The 21,445-nt window shown below is 74.6% G+C and carries 18 protein-coding genes; 6 read left to right on the top strand and 12 right to left on the bottom strand.

The window, feature by feature from the left end:
• Nucleotides 1–16: 16 nt before the first annotated feature.
• Nucleotides 17–862, bottom strand: a complete 846-nt coding sequence (locus ACGF7U_RS06895; RefSeq protein ID WP_393103746.1) for an NAD(P)H-binding protein — start codon at nucleotides 860–862, stop codon at nucleotides 17–19.
• Between the two features lie 80 nt (nucleotides 863–942).
• Here ACGF7U_RS06895 and ACGF7U_RS06890 point away from each other — a divergent pair, with 80 nt between their 5' ends.
• A complete protein-coding gene (locus tag ACGF7U_RS06890) occupies nucleotides 943–1,584 on the top strand; it encodes a TetR/AcrR family transcriptional regulator (RefSeq protein WP_393103744.1) in 642 nt (213 codons plus the stop codon).
• A gap of 135 nt (nucleotides 1,585–1,719) precedes the next feature.
• Here ACGF7U_RS06890 and uvrC read toward each other — a convergent pair whose 3' ends face one another.
• Nucleotides 1,720–3,801 (bottom strand): excinuclease ABC subunit UvrC, encoded by a 2,082-nt coding sequence (gene uvrC / locus ACGF7U_RS06885; RefSeq protein ID WP_393103742.1) that lies wholly within the window; start codon nucleotides 3,799–3,801, stop codon nucleotides 1,720–1,722.
• A 152-nt stretch (nucleotides 3,802–3,953) separates the two neighbouring features.
• On the opposite strand from uvrC, the gene ACGF7U_RS06880 reads away from it, so the two are divergent.
• On the top strand, nucleotides 3,954–5,231 hold the full coding sequence (locus tag ACGF7U_RS06880; protein WP_393103740.1) for an MFS transporter: 1,278 nt from the start codon (nucleotides 3,954–3,956) through the stop codon (nucleotides 5,229–5,231).
• A 78-nt stretch (nucleotides 5,232–5,309) separates the two neighbouring features.
• Here the strand turns inward: ACGF7U_RS06880 and ACGF7U_RS06875 are convergent, their stop codons facing one another.
• The 3 genes from ACGF7U_RS06875 to rsgA all read right to left on the bottom strand — a co-directional run bounded on the left by ACGF7U_RS06875 (nucleotide 5,310) and on the right by rsgA (nucleotide 10,416).
• Nucleotides 5,310–5,792, bottom strand: a complete 483-nt coding sequence (locus ACGF7U_RS06875) for a Rieske (2Fe-2S) protein (RefSeq protein WP_393103738.1) — start codon at nucleotides 5,790–5,792, stop codon at nucleotides 5,310–5,312.
• Between the two features lie 199 nt (nucleotides 5,793–5,991).
• Complete coding sequence (uvrA, locus tag ACGF7U_RS06870; RefSeq protein WP_393103736.1) at nucleotides 5,992–8,946, bottom strand: excinuclease ABC subunit UvrA; 2,955 nt, start codon at nucleotides 8,944–8,946, stop codon at nucleotides 5,992–5,994.
• 417 nt (nucleotides 8,947–9,363) lie between these two features.
• Nucleotides 9,364–10,416, bottom strand: coding sequence for a ribosome small subunit-dependent GTPase A (gene rsgA / locus ACGF7U_RS06865; RefSeq protein WP_393103734.1), 1,053 nt, complete (start codon nucleotides 10,414–10,416; stop codon nucleotides 9,364–9,366).
• Nucleotides 10,417–10,588: 172 nt separating this feature from the next.
• On the opposite strand from rsgA, the gene ACGF7U_RS06860 reads away from it, so the two are divergent.
• Together ACGF7U_RS06860 and ACGF7U_RS06855 are read left to right on the top strand one after the other, a co-directional pair.
• Entirely contained in the window at nucleotides 10,589–11,305 is a 717-nt protein-coding gene (locus ACGF7U_RS06860) for a maleylpyruvate isomerase family mycothiol-dependent enzyme (protein WP_393103732.1), read from the top strand.
• Between the two features lie 8 nt (nucleotides 11,306–11,313).
• Nucleotides 11,314–11,967, top strand: coding sequence for an MBL fold metallo-hydrolase (locus tag ACGF7U_RS06855; protein ID WP_393103730.1), 654 nt, complete (start codon nucleotides 11,314–11,316; stop codon nucleotides 11,965–11,967).
• 57 nt (nucleotides 11,968–12,024) lie between these two features.
• Here the strand turns inward: ACGF7U_RS06855 and ACGF7U_RS06850 are convergent, their stop codons facing one another.
• Together ACGF7U_RS06850 and ACGF7U_RS06845 are read right to left on the bottom strand one after the other, a co-directional pair.
• A complete protein-coding gene (locus ACGF7U_RS06850) occupies nucleotides 12,025–12,636 on the bottom strand; it encodes a DedA family protein (protein WP_393103728.1) in 612 nt (203 codons plus the stop codon).
• Nucleotides 12,637–12,735: 99 nt separating this feature from the next.
• Complete coding sequence (locus tag ACGF7U_RS06845) at nucleotides 12,736–13,431, bottom strand: class I SAM-dependent methyltransferase (protein WP_393103726.1); 696 nt, start codon at nucleotides 13,429–13,431, stop codon at nucleotides 12,736–12,738.
• Nucleotides 13,432–13,604: 173 nt separating this feature from the next.
• On the opposite strand from ACGF7U_RS06845, the gene ACGF7U_RS06840 reads away from it, so the two are divergent.
• Nucleotides 13,605–13,808, top strand: a complete 204-nt coding sequence (locus ACGF7U_RS06840) for a cold-shock protein (RefSeq protein WP_007072071.1) — start codon at nucleotides 13,605–13,607, stop codon at nucleotides 13,806–13,808.
• A gap of 48 nt (nucleotides 13,809–13,856) precedes the next feature.
• Here the strand turns inward: ACGF7U_RS06840 and ACGF7U_RS06835 are convergent, their stop codons facing one another.
• The 5 genes from ACGF7U_RS06835 to ACGF7U_RS06815 all read right to left on the bottom strand — a co-directional run bounded on the left by ACGF7U_RS06835 (nucleotide 13,857) and on the right by ACGF7U_RS06815 (nucleotide 19,093).
• Nucleotides 13,857–15,200 (bottom strand): MFS transporter, encoded by a 1,344-nt coding sequence (locus ACGF7U_RS06835; protein WP_393103724.1) that lies wholly within the window; start codon nucleotides 15,198–15,200, stop codon nucleotides 13,857–13,859.
• Nucleotides 15,197–15,772, bottom strand: coding sequence for an ArsR/SmtB family transcription factor (locus ACGF7U_RS06830; protein ID WP_393103722.1), 576 nt, complete (start codon nucleotides 15,770–15,772; stop codon nucleotides 15,197–15,199). The genes ACGF7U_RS06835 and ACGF7U_RS06830 overlap by 4 nt, the downstream gene beginning before the upstream one ends.
• Nucleotides 15,773–15,880: 108 nt before the next feature.
• On the bottom strand, nucleotides 15,881–16,747 hold the full coding sequence (locus tag ACGF7U_RS06825) for a hypothetical protein (RefSeq protein ID WP_393103720.1): 867 nt from the start codon (nucleotides 16,745–16,747) through the stop codon (nucleotides 15,881–15,883).
• 161 nt (nucleotides 16,748–16,908) lie between these two features.
• Nucleotides 16,909–18,573 (bottom strand): CocE/NonD family hydrolase, encoded by a 1,665-nt coding sequence (locus ACGF7U_RS06820; RefSeq protein ID WP_393103718.1) that lies wholly within the window; start codon nucleotides 18,571–18,573, stop codon nucleotides 16,909–16,911.
• A gap of 4 nt (nucleotides 18,574–18,577) precedes the next feature.
• Entirely contained in the window at nucleotides 18,578–19,093 is a 516-nt protein-coding gene (locus tag ACGF7U_RS06815) for a MarR family winged helix-turn-helix transcriptional regulator (protein WP_393103716.1), read from the bottom strand.
• A 168-nt stretch (nucleotides 19,094–19,261) separates the two neighbouring features.
• Between ACGF7U_RS06815 and ACGF7U_RS06810 the strand changes: the two genes are divergently transcribed.
• The gene (locus ACGF7U_RS06810) at nucleotides 19,262–21,385 is read left to right on the top strand and encodes an MMPL family transporter (RefSeq protein WP_393103714.1); all 2,124 of its coding nucleotides are present in this window, start codon (nucleotides 19,262–19,264) and stop codon (nucleotides 21,383–21,385) included.
• Nucleotides 21,386–21,445 lie beyond the last annotated feature (60 nt).

The raw sequence follows: 21,445 nt of genomic DNA, 5'->3' as shown, positions 1-21,445 counted from the left end.
CGGTGGTCCGACGGCGTCAGCGGAACAGGTCGGCGTGCCCGGCCACGAAGTCGGCGAGGGTACGCGGCGGGCGACCGGTCAGGTCGCGGACGGCGCTCGTCGTGCTCGCCCAACGGCCGTCACCGACGAGGCGCATCAGGGTGGCGAGGTCGTCGGCCGCGGCGGCCGGCACCCCGGCCGACCGGAGGCGCTCGGCCATGGCGGGCACCGCCAGGTCGACGTACCGCACCGGCCGGCCCAGGGTCCGCGTCAGCACCTCGCCGATCTCCTCGTGCGTCGGCGCCTCGGACCCGGTCAGCACCAGCGTCTCGTTCTCGCCCACCGGCCGGGTCAACAGGGCGGCGGCCACCGCCGCGACGTCCCTGGCGTCGATGTAGCCCACCCGGCCCGGGCCGTAGGAGCCGTGGAACCGCCCCTGCCCGTCGCCGTCGAACGTGACCTCCGTGAGGAGGTTCTGCATGAAGCCCACCGGCTGGAGGATCGACCAGGCGAGCCCGGAGTTCCTGAGGTGGGTCTCGACCTCGCCGTGCATGCCGAGCCCGAGCAGCCCACCGGGGGTGGCGCCGCGCACCGACACCTTCACGACGTGGGCGACGCCCACCTCGGCGGCGAGGTCGACGAGCCTCCGCTGCTGCGTCACGAACTCCGGCCCGAGGGAGCCGTTCAACAGCAGTCGTGCCCCCGGGACGAGAACGCGCCTGATCGAGTCGGGATCGTCGAGGTCGCCGACGACGTAGTCGCCGCCCAGTTCCGTGCCGTGCCGGTGCTGCCGCACGAACGCCCGGCGGGGCGCTCCCCACCGATCGAGTTGCTCGACCAACGCCCGGCCGATCTGTCCGGACGCCCCGGTCACCACGATCATGACTCCTCCTAAGCGGAATACCACTCTCCGGTTACGGGGGTTACGATAACCGGAAGACGGCGTTCCGGATAGGGGGCGGCATGAGGATCGGCGACGCGGAGAACCCGCCGCTGCGGGCGGACGCCTCACGCAACCTCGGGAAGATCCTCGCGGCCGCCCGCACGGTGGTGGCCGAGCAGGGACTCGCCGCCCCGATGGACCTCATCGCCCGCCGGGCCGGCGTCGGCATCGGCACGCTCTACCGGCGGTTCCCCACCCGCGAGGCGCTCATCGCCGCCGTCGCCGAGGCGTACGTGACGGACCTCGTGGCCGTCACCCGGCAGCTCGGCGAGAGCAGCGGGGACGCCCGGGCGGCCCTGCGCGGGCTGGTCGACTGGTGCGCCGACCCCGGTCGGGGCGCCCTCGCCGCCGCGTTGGCCGATCTGCCCACGCAGACCTTCCACGCCTCGCCGGCGTTCGCCCGGGCCCGCCACGAGTGGCTCGAACTCCTCGACGACCTCGTCCGCCGCGGGCAGCGGGACGGGACGGTCCGCCCCGACGTCGGCACCGGCGACGTCGTCCTGTTGCTCAACGTCTTCGCCTGCCATCCCGACCGCCTGCCGGGGCACGTCGCCGCGCAGCCCGCACGGTACCTGCATCTCGTGTTCGACGCGCTGATGACCGGCCCGCCGGCCCCGGACGCTCTCCCGGGCGCGCCCGTCGACCTCGACGCCGTCCGGTAGGACGGCCGGCCTCGGCGGCGATGGCCGGCCGCGGGTCGGCGCGGACGACCACAGCACGCGCGCCACGCGCCCTCGGCACACGTCCGCTCGGAGGTGCCCGGGGTGGCGAGCGCCGCCGCCGACCCCGGCCGCGCGTCAGCCGGCGGCGTCCGGCTTCCCCGCCTCGACGCTCCCGCCGGCTTCGCCGCGCTCTCCCGGCCCGGCGCCTCCGGCGCGCTCACCCGGTCCGGCGGCTCCGGCGCGCTCCCCCGACCCGGCGGTGCCGTCGGCCAACCGCGCGAGGATCGCCTCGGCGGTGCGCCGGCCCACGCCGGGCACCTCGGTGATCTCCTCCACGGTGGCGGCGGAGAGCCGCTTGAGCGAGCCGAAGTGGCGCAGCAGCGCCTTGCGGCGCACCTCCCCCAGGCCGGGCACCCGGTCCAGCGCCGACTCGGTCATCCGCTTGGAGCGCCGCTGCCGGTGGAAGGTGATGGCGAAGCGGTGGGCCTCGTCGCGCACCCGTTGCAGCAGGTAGAGCCCCTCCGAGGTGCGGGGCAGGATGACCGGGAACTCGTCGTCGGGCAGCCAGACCTCCTCCAGCCGCTTCGCCAGGCCGCACAGCGCCACGTCGTCGACGCCCAGCTCCGCGAGGGCCTGGGCCGCTGCCGCGACCTGCGGCGCACCGCCGTCGACCACCACCAGTTGCGGCGGGTACGCGAACTTGCGCGGCCGGCCGGTGGTCGGGTCGATCAGGGCGCCGACCCGGGGCTCGTCGGGCCCCGCCTGGCCGGCCGGGGCGTCGGGGTCGTCGGCCGGCTCGACGCCCGCCTCCCCGGTCTCGGCGCGGGCGTCGAGGTAGCGGGCGAAGCGGCGGCGCAGCACCTCGGACATGGCCGAGAGGTCGTCGGTGGCGCCGCGGATGATGAAGCGTCGGTATTCGCTCTTGCGGGGCAACCCGTCCTCGAAGACGACCATGCTGGCCACCACGTCGGTGCCCTGCATCTGCGAGATGTCGAAACACTCGATGCGCAGCGGCGAGGTGCGCATGTCGAGGGCCTCGCTGATCTCGTCGAGGGCCTTGCTGCGGGTGGTCAGGTCGCCGGCGCGGCGCAGCTTGTGCCGGGCGAGGGCATCCTTGGCGTTGCGCTCGACCGTCTCCAGCAGGGACCGCTTGTCGCCGCGCTGCGGCACCCGCAGGGCCACCCGGCTGCCCCGGTGGCTGGAGAGCCAGTCGGCCAGTGCGGCGGCGTCGGCGGGCAGCTCCGGCACGAGCAGCTCGCGCGGCACGTCGGCCTCGCCCTGCTCGCCGCCGTAGACCTGGGTGCAGAAGTGGTGCACCAGGTCGCCCGTGGTCAGGTCCTCGGTCTTCTCCACCACCCAGCCGCGCTGGCCCCGGACCCGGCCGTCGCGGACGTGGAACACCTGCACGGCCGCCTCCAGGGGGTCGTCGGCGAACGCGACCACGTCGGCGTCGGTGCCGTCGCCGAGCACCACCGTCTGCTTCTCCATCGCCCGGCGCAGCGCGGCGACGTCGTCGCGCAGCCGGGCCGCCCGCTCGAACTCCAACTGCTCGCTGGCCTCGGTCATCTCCCGTTCCAGCTTGCGGACCATGGTGTCGGTGCGGCCGGCCATGAACTCGCAGAAGCCGTCGACGATCTCGCGGTGCCGCTCCGGGGTGACGCTGCCCACGCAGGGCGCCGAACACTTGCCGATGTAGCCCAGCAGGCACGGGCGGCCGACCTGGCCGGCGCGCTTGAACACCCCGGCCGAGCAGGTGCGCGCCGGGAACACCCGCAGCAGCAGGTCGAGCGTCTCGCGGATCGCCCATGCGTGCGAGTAGGGCCCGAAGTAGCGCACCCCCTTGCGCTTGGCCCCCCGCATCACCTGCAGGCGCGGGAACTCCTCGTCGAGGGTCACCGCCAGGTAGGGGTAGGACTTGTCGTCGCGGTAGCGGACGTTGAAGCGCGGGTCGTACTGCTTGATCCAGGTGTATTCGAGCTGGAGCGCCTCGACCTCGGTGCCGACCGTGACCCAGTCCACCGACTCGGCGGTGGTGACCATCTGCTGGGTGCGCTGGTGCAGGCCCCAGAGGTCGGCGAAGTAGGAGTTGAGCCGGCTGCGCAGGTTCTTCGCCTTGCCGACGTAGATCACCCGGCCGGTGCCGTCGCGGAAGCGGTAGACCCCCGGAGACTCCGGGATGGTGCCGGGCGCGGGACGGTAGGTCGAGGGGTCAGCCACGGCAGCAAGCCTAGTCCGCGCCCCCGACAGCTCCCGCGCACGAGCGCGGTCGCCGCCCCGCCCGCCCCGGCGGCCGACCGGTTATCCGGGTGCCGCCGGCGGCGTCCCCGGATAGCATCCGCCACCCGGACCGACGCGAGGGGGCGCAGGACATGGGCACGGATCGGACCGGGCACAGCCGAGGGGGCGCCGTCCTCGTGGCGGCGCTCACCGTCGACTCGGTCGGCAACGGGCTGTTCATGCCGCTGTCGCTGGTCTACTTCCTGCGGCTGACCGACGTGCCCCTGGCGCTGCTCGGGGTGCTGCTCAGCGCCGCCACCCTGCTCACCCTCCCGGTGCCGCTGTGGGCCGGGGCGCTGGCGGACCGGGTGGGCGCCCTGCCGGTGGTCGTCGCCGCCCAACTGCTCCAGGCCGCCGGCTACCTGGCGTACGCCTGGGTGCGGGGGCCGGTCGGGATCTTCGTCGCGGCGGCGCTGGTCGCGGTCGGCGTGCGGTTCTTCTGGTCCGCGGTCTTCACGGCCGTCGCCGACTACGCCGACGGCAGCGCCGGCGCCTGGACCCGCGACACCTGGTACGCGGTCAGCAACGGCGCGCGGACCGCCGGGCTGGCGGTGGGCGGCCTGGTCACCGGGGTGGTGGTGGCCGACGGGCGGGCGGGCACCTACCGGGCGGTGGCGTACGCGGCGGCGGCCTGCTTCGCCCTCGCCGGTGTGCTCATCGCCGCGTGCGTGCGCACCCCGGCCGCCACCGACCGGTCGGCGGGTCCGCGGCGGGGCGGGTACGCCGCGCTGGCCCGCGACCGCGCCTTCCTGGCGCTCATCGGCCTGAACACCGTCTTCGCGCTGACCAGCATGATGCTCGGCCTGGCGCTGCCCACGGTGATGCTCACGGACGCGCGGGGGCCGGCGTGGCTGACCTCGGCCATCCTCGCCGGTAACGCGTTCCTCGTCGCCCTGCTCTCCGCGCCCGTCGGTACGCGTCTGCCGCGCCACCGCCGGACCCGCGCGATCACGCTGGCGGCGGCGCTGTGGACGGCCTGGGGCCTGGCCATGGCGACGGTCGGCCCCGGCCGGCTCGGCACCGTGGCCGCGCTGCTGGCCACGGCCACGCTGCTGTTCACCGTGGCGGAGGTGGTGCACGCGCCGGCGTCCGCCGCGCTGGCCGCGGCCGCGGCGCCGGTCGCCGCCCGCGGCCGCTACCTGGCGGCCTTCCAGTACTCCTTCGCGCTCGCCTCGCTTGTCGCGCCGGCCTTCTTCGCCATCCTGTACGAGGTCGACAGCGCCGCGCCCTGGCTGGCCCTGGCGCTGCTCAACGCCGCTGGCGCGGCCGGCGTCCTGGCGCTGGAGCGGCACCTGCCGCCGGGCGCCCTCCGGGAGCAGCCGGCCGTCGGCCGCCGGGCGGCGGCCGACGCGGGCGCCGGGACGCGATGACGCCGACCGGCGACCCGGCCCGCGCTGGCCTGGGGACTCGGCCGCGTCGTCGTCGGGTCGCCGGCCGCGGCGCGCCGATCAGGCCAGCGAGATCTGGTCGCCCGTGACCTTGATGTTCTTCGCCGGGAGGGGCCTGGTGGCGGGGCCGCCCTTCACCGAGCCGTCCTCGATGGAGAACTTGCTGAAGTGGCAGGTGCAGTTGATCGTGCCGCCGTCGACGTTCGTGACCGGGCAGTTCTGGTGGGTGCAGATCGAGTCGAACGCCTTGAACTGGCCCGCGGTCGGCTGTGTGATGACCACGCCCTGGGCGGGAAAGACGGCGCCGCCGCCGACCGGGATGTCGGCGGTGCGGGCCAGCGACTGCGCGCCCTCGCGGTCGCCACCACCGGCGTCGCCCGTGCTGGGCACCGGCGGGCCGCCGCTGGTCGGGGCCGCGCCGCCGTCGGGGTCGTCGCTGCCGCAGGCGGCGAGGACCACCGCCGCGCCGACCGCGCCGACGCCCGTGAGAAGGGCACGCCGCGTCTGCGTCGCCGGCCCGGTCAGCTCCTGCTCGTCACTCATGCCTCGCCTCTCTCTCGGCTGCCGCCGCCCAGTCATGATCCGCGGCCGCACTCGGGTACACGGATCACTGTGCCCGACGGTTCACCCGATCGGCGACCGCCGGGGGCCACGGACGGGCCGGGAGCCCGTCCGGGTCACGCCACGGGCGCGCCAGGAGCCCCGAACGGGCCGGGAGCCCGTCCGGGTCACGCCACGGGCGTCAGCGGGCGCCGGCCGGGACCTTCCGCGCGCGGGACTTCGCGCCGTTGGCCTTGGCGCCGTTGGCCTTGGCCGCCCGGGAGGTGGCCCCCGCGGCGCCCTTGGCCTCGCCGTCGAGCTTGAGCACCTGCCGCAGGAACTGCCCGGTGTGGCTCTCGGGCACCTCGGCGACCTCCTCCGGGGTGCCGGTGGCGAGCACCGTGCCACCTCGGTGGCCGCCCTCGGGGCCCATGTCGATCAGCCAGTCGGCGGACTTGATCACGTCGAGGTTGTGCTCGATGGTGATCACCGTGTTGCCCTTGTCGACCAGCCCCTCCAGCACCATCAGCAGCTTGCGGATGTCCTCGAAGTGCAGGCCGGTGGTCGGCTCGTCCAGGACGTAGACCGTCCGGCCGGTGGAGCGCTTCTGCAACTCCGCGGCGAGCTTGACCCGCTGCGCCTCGCCGCCGGACAGCGTCGGCGCGGGCTGGCCGAGCCGGACGTAGCCGAGGCCGACGTCGACCAGCGTCTTGAGGTGCCGGTGGATGGCCGGGATGGCGGAGAAGAACTCGGCCGCCTCCTCGATCGGCATCTCCAGCACGTCGGAGACGGTCTTGCCCTTGTAGTGCACCTCCAGGGTCTCCCGGTTGTAGCGGGCGCCCTTGCAGACCTCGCACGGGACGTACACGTCGGGCAGGAAGTTCATCTCGATCTTGATCGTGCCGTCGCCGGAGCACGCCTCGCAGCGGCCGCCCTTGACATTGAACGAGAACCGGCCCGGGCCGTACCCGCGGACCTTGGCCTCGGTGGTCTCGGCGAAGAGCTTGCGGACGTGGTCCCAGACCCCGGTGTAGGTGGCCGGGTTGGACCGCGGCGTACGCCCGATCGGCGACTGGTCGACGCCGACCACCTTGTCGACGTGCTCCAGCCCGGAGACCCGGGTGTGCCGCCCGGGGACCAGCCGCGCGCCGTTGATCTGGTTCGCCAGCACCGCGTAGAGGATGTCGTTGACCAGCGTGGACTTGCCGGAGCCGCTGACCCCGGTGACCGCGATGAGCTGGCCGAGCGGGAACGAGACGGTCAGGTTGCGCAGGTTGTGCTCGCGCGCGCCGTGCACGACCAGCTCCCGGCCCGGGGTCTGCGGGCGGCGCTGCCGCGGCGTGGGGATGGACCGGCGGCCGGACAGGTACGCCCCGGTCACCGACTCCGGGTTCTCCAGCAGCGCCGGCACCGAGCCGCTGTGCACGATCTTGCCGCCGTGCTCGCCGGCACCGGGGCCGATGTCGACGATCCAGTCGGCGGTGCGGATGGTGTCCTCGTCGTGCTCGACCACGATCAGCGTGTTGCCCAGGCCGCGCAGCCGGACCAGGGTCTCGATCAGCCGGTGGTTGTCCCGCTGGTGCAGCCCGATCGACGGCTCGTCGAGCACGTAGAGCACCCCGACGAGGCCGGAGCCGATCTGGGTCGCCAGCCGGATGCGCTGCGCCTCGCCGCCGGAGAGGGTGCCGGCCGGGCGGTCCAGGGAGAGGTAGTCCAGGCCGACGTCGAGCAGGAACTTCAGCCGGGCGTTGATCTCCTTCAGCACCCGCTCGGCGATCATCTTCTGCCGATCGGTCAGCTCGATGCCGGCGAGCAGGTCGGCGGCCTCGCCGACGGAGAGGTTGCAGACCTCGGCGATGCTCTTGCCCGCCAGGGTCACCGCGAGCACCTCGGGCTTGAGCCGGGCGCCCCCGCAGGCCGCGCAGGGCACGTCCCGCATGTAGCCCTCGTACTTCTCCCGCGACCACTCCGACTCGGTGTCGGTGTGCCGGCGCTCGATCCACTGCACCACGCCCTCGAAGCCGGTGTAGTAGGAGCGCTCGCGGCCGAACTTGTTGCGGTAGCGCACGTGCACCTGGTCGTCGGAGCCGTGCAGGATCGTCTTCTGCGCCCGCGACGGCAGGGCCCGCCACGGGGTGTCGACGTCGAAGTGCTCCGCCTGGCCGAGGGCCTCCAGCAGGCGGAGGAAGTATTCCAGGTTGTGCCCGGTCGACCAGGGCTGGATCGCGCCCTCGCGCAGGGTGCGCTCCGGGTCGGGGACGACCAGCTCGGGGTCGACCTCCTTCTTGGTGCCGAGGCCGGTGCACTCGGGGCACGCGCCGTAGGGCGCGTTGAAGGAGAAGACCCGGGGCTCCAGGTCCTCGATGGCGAGCGGGTGGTCGTTGGGGCAGGCCAGGTGCTCGGAGTAGCGCCGCTCGCGCTCCGGGTCGCCCTCGGGCAGGTCGACGAAGTCGAGCAGGACGAGGCCGTTGGACAGGCCCAGGGCGGCCTCGACCGAGTCGGTCAGCCGCTGCTTGGCGCTGGGCTTGACGGTGAGCCGGTCGATCACCACCTCGATGGTGTGCTTCTCCTGCTTCTTCAGCTTCGGCGGCTCGGTCAGCGGATGCACCACGCCGTCGACCCGGGCCCGGGCGTAGCCCTTGGCCTGGAGCTCGGCGAAGAGGTCGACGTACTCGCCCTTGCGGCCGCGCACCACCGGCGCGAGCACCATGAACCGGGTGCCCTCGGCCATGGCGAGGACCCGGTCGACGATCTGCTGCGGGGTCTGCCGGGAGATCCGCTCGCCGCAGACCGGGCAGTGCGGCTCGCCGATGCGGGCGAAGAGCAGCCGGAGGTAGTCGTAGACCTCCGTGATGGTGCCCACCGTCGAGCGCGGGTTGCGCGAGGTGGACTTCTGGTCGATGGAGACGGCCGGGCTCAGGCCCTCGATGAAGTCGACGTCCGGCTTGTCCATCTGGCCGAGGAACTGCCGCGCGTACGACGACAGCGACTCCACGTAGCGGCGCTGCCCCTCGGCGAAGATCGTGTCGAAGGCCAGGCTCGACTTGCCCGACCCGGAGAGCCCGGTGAAGACGATCAGGGCGTCCCGGGGCAGGTCGAGACTGACGTCACGCAGGTTGTGCTCGCGCGCGCCACGGATGATCAGTCGGTCGGCCACTGTCCGTGTACTCCCGGGTGAAGAAGATGAGGAGGAAATGTCCGCTCTGAGGTTGGTCTGAGCGGTTGTCTGCGCGCAGGAAAGGCGCCCCAGCAACTCTAGCCCCGTGGTACGACACTTTTCCCCGCCGGCACGTTCCCCCAGCTCAGCCCGGTCGGCCGGGGACGCGGCACGCCCCGGAACGGCCGGCCTCCGCCGCCGCGGAGCGGCCGGTCGGCCGGGGCCGCCGCAACGCCGCGGAGCGGCCGACCGCCCCCGCCGCGGACCGGCCGCGGCCGGTCCACCGCCGCACCGTAGGCGGACGCGGCAGCGGGCGGGGCAGCTCGCCGCCCCGCCCGTCCCCGTAAGCCCCCGCCCACGGCGGGCGGCCCGACGTCGCGCCGAACCTCGCAGGCGGGCAGGCGGGCGCGCCGGACGTCAGGGGCGGGCGGCCCGACGCCGCGCCGAACGCCAGCCGCCGCGCCGCTCGGCGGCCAGCCGCGCCTCCCGCCGCCGGCTCTCGTACGCGACCTCCCGCTGCAGCCTGCGCCAGCTCTCCCAGCGCCGCACCGGCAGTTCGCCGCTCTCCAGCGCCTCGCGCACCGCGCAGCCGGGTTCCCCGTCGTGCCCGCAGTCGCCGTACCGGCAGCCGGCGGCCAGCTCGGCGATGTCGGCGAACGCCCGGTCCAGCCCCGCCGAGCCGTCCAGCAGGCCGACCGCCCGTACCCCCGGGGTGTCCAGCACGGCGCCGCCACCCGGCACCGGAACCAGCGCCCGCCAGGTGGTGGTGTGCCGGCCCTTGCCGTCCACCCGCCGGATCGCCTGGGTGGGCATGACCGCCGCCCCGGCCAGCGCGTTGACCAGGCTCGACTTGCCGGCGCCGGACGGGCCGAGCAGGCCGAGCGTACGGCCCGGCGCCACCTCGGCGCGCAGCGGCTCCAGCCCGGTGCCGTGCTCGGCGCTGACGGCCAGCACCGGCACCCCCGGGGCGACCGCGGCGAGCTGGCGCGCCACCGCCTCCGGGTCGGCCGCCAGATCGGCCTTGGTGAGCACGACCAGCGGCCGGGCGCCCGACTCGTGCGCCAGGGACAGCAGCCGCTCGATCCGGCCGATGTCCGGCTCCGGGTGCACCGGCTCCACCACGGCGGCGGCGTCCAGGTTGGCGGCCAGCACCTGGCCGCTGGCGTCCTTGCCGGCGGTCCGCCGGACCAGGGCGGTGCGCCGCGGCAGCACCGCCTCCACGGTCACGTTCCGGTCCGGCCAGGTGCCCAGCAGCACCCAGTCCCCCACGCAGGGCAGGCGGGTCAGGTCGCGGGCGGCGTCGGCCAGGACCGCCCCGCCCAGGGTGGCGCGGACCGGACCGTCCGCGCAGAGCACGGTGCAGACGCCCCGGTCCACCCGGGCCACGCGGCCCGGACGGTGGTCGCTGCGCCGTCGCAGAAGTGCCGCCCGGTCGGCGTCCCAGCCGAGGGCGGTGAGATCGATGGTCATGGCATCCTCATCGGTGTCGGAGTGAGTGGTGCACGCGTGCTGCGACCGGCAACGCCACCACCTCCTCCCGGCCTCCCGGTGCCGCGTCCGACGCCGACGGTAGGGCGCGCGGCGACGCGCCGAAAGCGATTTCCCCGGCGACGCGGGGCGGCCCGGCGACTAGGGTCATCACGTGACCACTGATCCGCTCCTGCTGACCGGCGAGGTGGACGCGGCCACGGACCGCCTGCTGCGGACCGCGGCCACCTTCGACAGCGCGGACATCGCCGCCGCGTCGCTGCTGCCGGGCTGGACCCGGGGGCACGTGCTGGCGCACCTGGCCCGCAACGCCGACGGATTCGTCAACCTGCTCACCGCCGCCCGCACCGGCGAGCCCGTCCCGATGTACGCCTCCGCGGCGGCCCGGGACGCCGACATCGAGGCCGGCGCTCCCCGCCCGCCCGCCGCCCACCTCGACGACCTGCGCCGCTCGGCCGACCGGTTCGCCGAGGCGGTCCGGGCGATGCCGGTCGAGGCGTGGGCGGCCACGGTCCAGACGCGGCGCGGTCCCTGGCCGGCGGCCATGCTGGTCTGGGGCCGGCTGCGCGAGATCGAGGTGCACCACGTGGACCTCGACGCCGGGCACCGGCCGGCGGACTGGCCCGAGGCGTTCGGCCACCGGCTGCTGCACGAGGTGGCCGGCGACCTCGCCGCCCGGGCCGACGTGCCGCCGATGGTGCTGCGCTTCGACGGCAGCCGGCACGAACTGGTCGTCGGCGACCGGTCGGCCGCGCCCACGGTCACCGGCTCCGCCCCCGAACTCGCCGCCTGGCTGATCGGCCGCAGCCCCGGCACCGTGCTGGCCGTCACCCCGGACGGCCCGCTGCCGCAACCACCGGAATGGATATAGGCAACCTCATGACCTACAGCGGAGACGTCACGCCCGGCGGCGCGCCGGCCGTACGTGAGCTCGACGCGCTCACCATCACCAAGATGTCGGTGGGCCCGATGGACAACAACGCCTACCTGCTGCGTTGCCGGGCCACCGGCGAGCAGGTGCTGATCGACGCGGCCAACGAGGCGCCCCGACTGCTCGACCTGGTCGGCGACGCCGGGCTGGCCGGCGTGGTCACCACCCACCAGCACATGGACCACTGGGTGGCGCTGGAGGAGGTGGTCGCCAAGACGGGTGCCCGGGCTCTGGTGCACGCCGACGACGCGGCGGGGCTGCCGATCGAGGCGGAGACGCTGGCCGACGGGGACACCGTGCCGGTGGGCGACTGCGCGCTGGAGGTCATCCACATCAGGGGGCACACGCCCGGCTCGATCGCGTTGCTCTACCGCGACCCGGCCGGGCCGCCGCACCTCTTCACCGGCGACAGCCTCTTCCCCGGCGGGGTCGGCAACACCGACAAGGACCCGCAGCGGTTCGCCGCGCTGATCGACGACGTCGAGCACAAGCTCTTCGACCGGCTGCCCGACGAGACGTGGTTCTACCCGGGCCACGGCAAGGACAGCACGCTCGGCGCGGAGCGCCCGGCGCTGCCCCAGTGGCGCGCCCGGGGCTGGTGAGCCCCAGCGGGGCCGGGCGCGATCCGCGCCCGGCCCCGCTCCCCCCGTGGGCGACGGTCACGCCCCCGTGACCGCCCGCAGCCGACGCCGCGTGCCCATCAGCACCACCCCCGCCAGCAGCAGCCCGACCGCCATGGTGACCAGCATCGGGCTGGACTCCCCGGGCAGCAGCCCGGCCAGCGACCGCGAGGCGCTGCCCAGCGCCAGGTAGAGCCCCGCCCACGCCGCCGCCCCGAGCGTCGCGGAGGCGAGGAAGCGCCGGTACGACATCCGCAGCCCGCCCGCCGCCAGCGGCAGCAGCGCGTTGAACACCGGCAGGAACGGCGCGATCAGCACCATCCGGCCGCCCCCGCGCCGAAGGATCCCCTCCGCCGCCGCCCAGCGCTCCTCGCCGATCCACCCGCCGATCCGGCTGTGCCGCAGCCGGTCCCCGTAGCGGCGGCCGGCGAGGAAGCTCAGCGACCATCCGGAGAGGCAGCCGGCCACCACGACGGTGAAGGTGGCGAGGCCGGTCATCGGCCCGCCGACCCCCATGGCGGCCAGGATCGCCACGTCGCCGGGGACCAGCACCCCGAGCAGCGGCACGGCGTCGAAGAGCATCACCACCCCGAGCACCCCCATCAGCAGGGTGGTGGGGAGCTCTCCGACCTGGGCCAGCCAATCCGTCATGCCCCGTACGCTATGGCCGCCCGACCACCCCGGGCATCGGGTCCGATCCCCCACCGTCCCCTGGTATCGGGCTCGGGGTCGACCCTGAGAGGCCCCCCGTCAGCGGGGCCGCAGCACCTGCACCCGCCGGACGGACGAGTCGACGGAGGGCTCGGTGGTCGGCACGGGATAGCTCGCCACGGCCGCCAGCACGCCCGGGGGCAGGTGCCCCCGCCCGGGGTCGCCGACCAGCACGTCGGTGCCGGTGGCGGCGGCCCTGCGCAGGAAGGGCAGCACCCGCGCCGCCATCGCCTCGTCGTAGAGCACGTCCCCGGCCACCAGCAGGTCCACCCCGGCCGGGTCGGTGTCGAGCAGGTCGCCGCCGGTGGCCGCGACCGCCACCCCGTTGGCGCGGGCGTTGACGGTCACCGCCGCGACCGCGTACGGGTCGATGTCGTTGGCGACGACGCGGTCGGCGCCGGCGAGCGCGGCGGCGATCGCCACCAGGCCGGACCCGGCGGCGAGGTCGAGCACCCGGCGCCCGGCGGCGAGGTCGGGGTGGTCGAGCAGGTAGCGGGCGAGGGCCTGCCCGCCGGCCCAGACCGAGGCCCAGTACGGCGGCGGCAGCGCGTGCCCGGCCTGCGCCTCCATCCGGGCCCACCAGACGATGGCGTCCTCGGCCAGGTGCAGCCGCACCTCCGGCACGAACGGGATCCGCACCAGCCGCAGCCGGTCCAGCCCGCCGCCCGGAGCGTCGATCTCCCGCTCCAACTCGGTCAGCGCGTCGGCCGTGGCACCTCTCACCGGCGCAAGCATGCCCCAGTCGGCCGGTCGCCGCGCCGCTTTCACACACGGGCCCCGAGAGTTCACCACGCCGCCTACGGCACTTCGGCCAGCGAATCGGCGCTCGGCCGGTTACTGTCGGGGTGGTACCGGGCGATCATCGGTCTTCGACCGCGGGTCACCCGCTTTGGAACAGGGAGAGATGCATGGCAACCGGCACGGTTAAGTGGTTCAACTCGGAAAAGGGCTTCGGCTTCATCGAGCAGGACGGCGGAGGGCCGGACGTCTTCGTCCACTACTCGGCCATCGCGACGAGCGGTTACCGGGAGCTGAACGAGGGCCAGAAGGTCGAGTTCGAGGTGACCCAGGGGCAGAAGGGTCCGCAGGCGGACAACGTCCGCCCGATGTAGATCCGTGCCGGTGGCGGCGGCCGGGAGCCGGCCGCCGCCGCAGCGCGTTCAGGGCAGCTCCGGCGCGACGGGCAGGTCCCGTCGCCGCCGTAGCGGCCCGACCAGCAGGATCACCGGGGTGAGCGCCAGCCAGCCGGTCATCACCGCGATCGCGGTGCCGGCCCCGTAGGCCGCGCCGACCGCCCCGGACAGCAGCGCCGCGAGCGGGATCGTGCCGTAGTTGAGCATGTGCATGCTCACCGTCACGCGGCCCAGCAGGTGGTGCGGGGTGTAGGTCTGCCGGAAGCTGCCCTTGAGCACGTTGCCGACCGCCACCCCGAGGCTGACCAGCATGCCGCCGATCGCCGGCAGGGCCAGTCGCCCGCCGGGGCCGGCGAGCGGGATCAGCAGCGCCATCGGGCCGGTGAGCATCCCCGCCAGCAGCATGGCCCGGGCGGTGCCGAGCCGCCGGCCGAGCCTGGTGGCCAGCAGCGCGCCGGCGATGCCGCCGAGGCTCATCACCGCGACCAGCGCGCCCACCGACGCGGGTGCGAGGCGCGCCTCCCGCACGAGGAAGACCACCAGGACGGCCTGGTAGCCGATCAGTCCCACGTTGCTGGCCGCGCCGAAGACGGCGAGCACCCGCAGGTACGGGTCGCGGGCGACGAACCGGATCCCCTCCCCGATCTCCCGGCGCAGCGACCGGGACCGGTCGACGCGCTCGGGGCGCTTCTCGACGGTGCGGATGCGCAGCAGGCACACCGCGGAGAACAGGAAGCTCAGCGCGTCGAGCAGGAGCGCGGCGACCGCGCCGACGACCTGCGCGACCACGCCGGCGATGCCGGGGCCGAGCACGTAGCTCGCGGTCTGGGTGGCCTGGAGCTTGGCGTTGCCCTCCGGCACCTGCTCGGGGCGCAGCAGCACGGGCAGGTAGACCTGGTCGGCCGTCTCGAAGAAGACCCGGGCCAGGCCGGCACCCAGCGCGACCGCCAACAGTTGCGCCACGGTCAGCGCGCCGAGCGCGGCGGCGACCGGGACGCTGAGGAACAGCAGCGCGGAGACCAGGTCGCAGGCGACCATCACGGGCCGGCGCGGCAGCCGGTCCACCCAGGCGCCGGCGGGCAGGCCGACGAGCAGCCACGGCAGCCAGGCGGCGGCGGTGAGCACCGCGACGCCGAAGGTGCCGGTGTCGAGCACCGTCACCGCGACCAGGGGAAGCGCCACGGTGGTGACGTTGCTGCCGATGGCGCTGGCCGTCTGCCCGGCCCAGAGCAGCCGGAAGTCCCGGTGCCGCAGCAGGCCACCACGCCGTGCCGCGGGGGCCGCGGGCTCCGGCGGTGACGCGGCGGGCTCCGGCCGTGGCGCGCGGGCGTCGGGGGTACGGGGTGGCGCGACGCCGGCGGGCGGCCTCACGGGGTGGCCGGAATGCCGTAGGCGAACAGGAAGACCGGTTCGCGTCGTCGCCCGTCGTCGGGCACCTCCCGGTCGGCCCACCGGGTCAGCAGGTCGTTCATCTCGCGATCGAGCTGCGCCAGTTCCTCCGGGGTCAGGCGCAGCCACCGGTCCATGGAGAACGGCCCCTGCCCCCAGGCCGCCTGGGTGGCGTCGTCGGCCGCGTACCACGCGCGAACCAGGGCGGCGTGCCGCTCCAGGTTGAGCGAGACGGCCGCGTCGGCGACGGCCCGGTCGGCCGGGTCGGCCTCGAAGTCCGACCGGGACCAGCGCAGGCCGCGGTTGACCAGGCGCCACCATCGTTCCCGGCGGTCGCGGGCCAGCTCGGGCGCCTCCTCCACAAGGTCGGCGCCGGCCAGCACCTTGAGGTGGTGGCTGACGTTCGCCGGCGCCTGGCCGGTCCGCTCGGCGAGCAGGCCGACGGTCGAGGGGCCGTGCACCTTGAGCACGTCCATCAGCCGACGGCGCAGCGGGTGGGACAGCGCGGCGAGGACCCGGGAGTCGGTGACCTGGCGCACGTCGGGATTCGTCATGCCGCCAGTCTGACATCGGCAACGACAGTTGCGCAACAGTCATTGCGCAACTGTCGTTGCTGGCTTCGGTCGGTCCCCGGCCCGCCCGACGGATCCGGGGACGCCGGCTCAGGCCGCCAGCCGGCGGGCCAACTCGTCGGCGACCTGCTTGGCCATGGTGGCGGGGATCGCCGCGGCGATCTTGTCGGGGGTGAGCGTGGCCAGGACGCCCGTCACGATCGCCTGCTCGTCGGTGAAGTCCTTGTTGGACAGCGCGGTGAGCTGCGCGGCGACCGTGTCGAGCCGCTGCATCGTGTAGTCCAGCTTCGCCACGAGGCTGTTGCTGGCCGTCGCGGGGCCGCCCGCGTCGGGGTCGACGCTGCGCCCCATGCTCGACCCGCCGTAGAACATGCCGACATAGATGCTGTTGATCTGGCTCTCGGCCTGTGCGCTCATGTCGTCCTCCAGGAGTCCGATGGTGGTCAGGTAGCGGCGGAACAGCGGCGTCTGGTCGCGGTTCGCCTTGATCGAGTCGCGGAAGAAGCTGAAGTGGGTGTGCCACAGGTGGGAGTTGTCCCCACTGCTGCGCCTGCGGAGCCGGTCCCAGCGCCGCACGACGGCGCCGTCGGGCGAATAGATGATCTCCCTGATGTCCCGGCTGTCCGGGGTGTTGGCGACGCACTGCGCCACGCACCAGTTGGAGAAGGTGTGCAGGTCATGCGTGCGGCCGCCGGCGCGGACCTGGAAGAGGCCGACGTCGAGCGCGGCCGCGTCGAGGGTGAGACCGGCGGAGTCCCGGGGCGACTCGACGACGGAGTAGTCGTTGGTCACCACCCGGTCGGAGCCGCAGTGGTAGCCGCCCCGGTGGGCGGGGTCGCCGACGATGCCGACCTCGGCGGGTTCGAGGTCCTGGCTCCGGACGGTGTCGGGGTCGATGTTGAGGTGGTCGAGCAGCAGACGGCGGACGGTCAGCAGGTTCTCGGGTGCCCGCGTCATGGGTTCCCCCTTGCGGATGGTCGGGGGCCGGGCATGACGGTGACACCGCGTAGGCGGTGGAGGGCTTCACGCGCGGGCCCGGCCGAGTGGTGCACAGCGCCGGGCGTTGGCCCAACCATAACGCCGCCGATGAATGAATGCCCAGCTCAACCGGGATTTTTTCAGCGGCAAGAATGCTGCGGGGCGATCCGCACGATCGGCAGCACCACTGCGGACGGTCGCTGCGGGTCGTGCAGGATCTCCCGCCAGCCAGCACGTAGGGTGACCGCTGTGCCGAGGGCCTCGCCCGTGCCGGGGTTGCGCGCGTAGCGGGGGTGGGCGCCGCCGGAGACCTGCACGCGCAGCCGGTGCCCCGGCGCGAACCGGTGCGCCGCGGGCCACAGCTCCACCGGCACGCGCACCACGCCGGCCGGGTCGGTCGGGTACCGGCCCGGGGCGACCCGGACGAGCCCGTCGCAGACGTTCCAGGACCGGCCGCGCCGGTCCACCTCGCACAGTCGCACGAAGACGTCCAGGTGGGACAGCTCGCTGCGCAGATGGATCTCGGCGCGTACCGGGCCGATTACCTCGACGGGCGCGTCGAGTGGGGCGCTGGTGAAGGTCAGCACGTCGGATCGGGCCTCGACCGGGCGGTTGTCGACCGGCCCGGCCCGCTGGGCGACGAGCAGCGGCCCGCCGAGCGACGGCGTCGGGTCGGCCGGGTCGTAGCGGAAGCGGTCCGGCGTCGAGGGCACCGGGGCGGCGGTGCTCAACCCCCCGCCCGGATGCAGGTGCCACCGGGTCGGCACCGACGGCGGCGGCCAGTCCGGCAGGTCCCGCCAGCCGCCACCGGCCCCGCCGACGTACACCCGCACCGGGGCGGCACGGCCCGCCGGAGGGCGGCCGGCGAGGTGCTCGTCCAGCCAGTCCAGCCCGTCACGCAGGGCGGCCACGAAGAGCCCGGGGCTGCCGTGCGTCCACGGCCCGACCGTCAGCCGGGGGTGGGCGCCGGCCGCGCGCAGCGCCGCGAAGTCGCGCAGCTGGGCCGGCAGGAAGATGTCGTGCCAGCCGGTCACCATCGCCACCGGCGCCCGGACCTCGGCGATCCGGTCGCCGAAGACACGGTCGCGCCAGTAGCCGGCGTCCGGGGTGTGGTGGCGCAGCCACTCCTGGAAGAAGGGCACCGTCACGCCGGTGGCGACCCGGTCGGCCTCGACCAGCGGCAGGTGCGCCAGCGCGGCGGTCAGCCGGGGCTGGCCGCGCTTGAGCTCCCACTGCCGGGCCAGCCAGGGCACGGCCTGGGCCTGGAGCAGCTCGGCCCAGGTGAGCACGGCGTCGAGGGCGAACGAGTCCCCGGCGTACGTCGAATCACGGGTGCCCGAGGCGGTCACCACCGCGACCATCGCCCGCAGCTCCTCCCCCGCGTCGGCGGCCAGGGCCCACTGCACGAAGCCCTGGTAGCTCGCGCCGAACATGCCGAACGCGCCGGACCACCACCGCTGGCGGCGCAGCCAGTCGAGGGTGTCCAGGCCGTCGTCGCGCTCGTGCACCAGCGGATCGAACGCCCCGCCCGAGCCGAACGTGCCCCGGCAGGACTGGATCACCACGTGGAAGCCGCGTTCGGCGGCCAGCCGGCCGAGCAGCCGCATGGGCCCACCCCGCCCGTACGGGGTGCGGATCAGCACGGTGGGCGCGCCGGGCAGGTCCGGGGCGTAGTGGTCGGTGCGCAGCGGCACCCCGTCGCGGACCCGCACCGGAATGCCCCGGGTGAGGGTGACCCGCCGGGCGCGCCCGGCCGGCAGCCGCAGCGCGGCGGCGGCGAGCCGGACGAGCGCCCCGTCGAGCACGAGGTCAGCCGCTCGCCCGCCGGGCCGGCTCGTCGCGGGCGGCCCGAACCGTGTCGCGGTGCTCCCGCATGGAGGCGGTCATCGCGGTCATGAACCGGTGCACCACCTCCAGCTCGTCGTCGCTGAAGCCGGCCATCACCTCGTCGGTGCGCCGGCCCAGCGGCCGGAAGAAGTCCATCGCCAGCGCCGCGCCCCGCTCGGCGTAGTGCAGGAGGACCTTGCGCCGGTCGGCGGTGTCGCGGTCGCGGCGGATGTGCCCGGCGCGCTCCAACCGGTCGATCAGGGCGGTGACGGAGCCGGAGGAGAGGTTGAGCTGCTCGCCGAGGCGCCCGGGGGTGATCGGCTGACCGATCAGCTCGGCGTCCATCACCGCGATCAGCGCCTGCAGGTCGGTCGCGCCCAGCCCGTGCAGGTTGGCGAAGGCGTGCCCGATGTGCTGCGCGTCGACGGAGTAGCGGCGCAGCTCGGCCGCGATCTCGGCGACCAGCGTCGCGCGGCGCGTGTCGCGCCTCCGGTACATGCCGTGGCCTGTCACGTCCGCCGCTTTCCCTCCGCCGCCCGTCCGGTTGCAGCATAACTCAGCAGCCGATAATCTCGATTATCGAGATACTCTGCGGTCGCACTTTTCCGGTCGTGGCGGGTCTCGAGCGTCGACCGGATCCCGTAGAGAGAACCCGTGAGGTCAGCCATGTCCGTGTTCACCCGCGTGGCCCGCGGCCGACTGGCCGCGTGGCTCACCGTGGTCGCCGCGATCGTCCTCGGCGCGGCCGTCTTCGGGCTGCCCACGCCCGACAACCCGGCTCCCGTCTCGTCCACGGGCCTGTCCGTCGGGTGGCAGTCGACCCAGGTGGAACGCCTCCAGGACCAGTTGCCCTCCCACGACGTCCAGCCGGCGCTCGTCGTGGTCAGCCGCGCCGACGGCGGCCCGCTCACCGAGGCCGACCGCGCGGCGCTCGCCGGGCAGTCCGCCGACCTGGGCCGCTTCGCCGTCGGCGGGCGCGTCAGCCCGCCGCAGATCTCCCCGGACGGCGCCGTCGCACTCGTCGCCGTGCCGCTGTCGACCGCGGGCGGTCAGGAGGAGACCGCCGGCCGGGTCGACGACCTCCGCGCGTCGCTGGACGACGCGCCCGACGCGCTCACCGTCGAGGTGACCGGCGGGCCCGCGTTCACCACCGACCTGACGAAGGTCTTCGACGGCGCCGACACCACGCTGCTCATCGTCACCGCCTCCGTCGTCGCGCTGCTGTTGCTGATCACCTATCGCAGCCCGTTCCTGTGGATCGTCCCGCTCGTCGTCGTCGCGGCGACCGAGCAGCTCACGCTGCGCGCCCTCGACACGATCGTCCCGGCCGTCGGCATCAACCTGCCCGGCGGCGCCGTCACCGGCATCGCCAGCGTCCTCGTCTTCGGCGCCGCCACCGACTACGCGTTGCTGCTCATCGCCCGCTACCGCGAGGAGCTGCGCCGCGATGAGGACCGGTTCGTGGCGATGCGCGCCGCGCTGCGCCGCACCGCCGAGCCCATCCTCGCCAGCGGCTTCACCGTCGTCCTCGGCGTGCTCACCCTGCTGCTGTCGGAGCAGGAACTGAACCGCGCCCTCGCCGTGGCCTGCGCGACGGGCGTCGTCCTCGCGATGCTGTCGGCGCTGTTCGTCCTGCCCGCGGCACTGGTGATCTTCGGTCGTGGCCTGTTCTGGCCGTTCGTGCCCCGGGTCGGCGGCGCGGTCCGGGAGGGTCGGCTGTGGGGCCGGCTCGGCGCCGCCGTCGAGCGCCGTCCGGCGCCGGTGGCGGTGCTCACCACGCTGCTGCTCGCGGGGCTCGCCCTCGGCGGGCTCGGCATCCGCACCGGCCTGTCGGAGACCCAGCAGTTCCGGGTCGAGCCGGAGGCGGTCGCCGGCGCGGAAACCCTCGCCAGGGCCTTCCCCGCCGGGACGACGCAGCCGGTCGCGGTGCTCACCACCCCCGCGGCGGCGCGGGCCGTCACGGAGGCCGCCGCGGCCGTGCCCGGTGTCGCCTCCGCGCGGCCGGGCGAGGCGGGCGCCCGGGTCGCCCAGGTCGACGTCGTGCTCGACGCCGAGCCGGGCACCGCCGCCTCGGACCGCGCCGTCGAGGCGCTGCGGGAGGCGGTCGCGGCGGTGCCCGGATCCGCCCCACCGGCCGTCGAGGGCGCGCCCGCGTTCGACGGGGCGGTGGTCGGCGGCGCCGTCGCCGCCACCTACGACGAGAACGAGGCCAACGGCAAGGACGTACGGCTCATCCTGCCGGTCATCCTGCTGCTGGTCGGCGCCGTGCTCGTGCTGCTCCTGCGCGGCCTGGTCGCGCCGGTGCTGCTCGTGCTCACCGTGATCGCGTCCTTCTTCGCCAGCATCGGCGCGTCGTGGCTGATCTTCGACCACGTGCTCGGGTTCCCGGCGCTGGACAGCGGCGTGCTCCTGCTCGCCTTCGTGTTCCTGGTGGCGCTGGGCGTGGACTACAACATCTTCCTCGTCACCCGGGCCCGGGAGGACGCCCGGCGCACCGGCACCCGGGACGGCATGCTGTCGGCCCTGCGGGTCACCGGCGGCGTCATCACCAGCGCCGGCATCCTGCTCGCGGCCGTCTTCGCCGTGCTGGGCGTCCTGCCGCTGATCCTGCTGACCCAGATCGGGATCATCGTCTGCATCGGCGTGCTGCTGGACACGCTGCTCGTCCGCACGGTCCTGGTGCCGGCGCTGGCGTTCGCGCTGGGCGACCGCTTCTGGTGGCCGGGGCGGATCGCCCCCGCCACGGAGGACTCCCCGGCCCGGCCGGAGCCGGTGGCGGCCCGGGGCTGACCCGCGCACCACCCGGGGGTCGCGGCGGCCACACCACGGCCCCCGGTCCGGGCCGCCGCG

Origin of the sequence: Micromonospora sp. NPDC047670 (assembly GCF_043204915.1) — a bacterium.
GTDB lineage: Bacteria > Actinomycetota > Actinomycetes > Mycobacteriales > Micromonosporaceae > Micromonospora.
The sequence above is the reverse complement of the archived record's forward strand: the minus strand, read 5'-3'. Positions and strand labels throughout refer to the sequence as shown.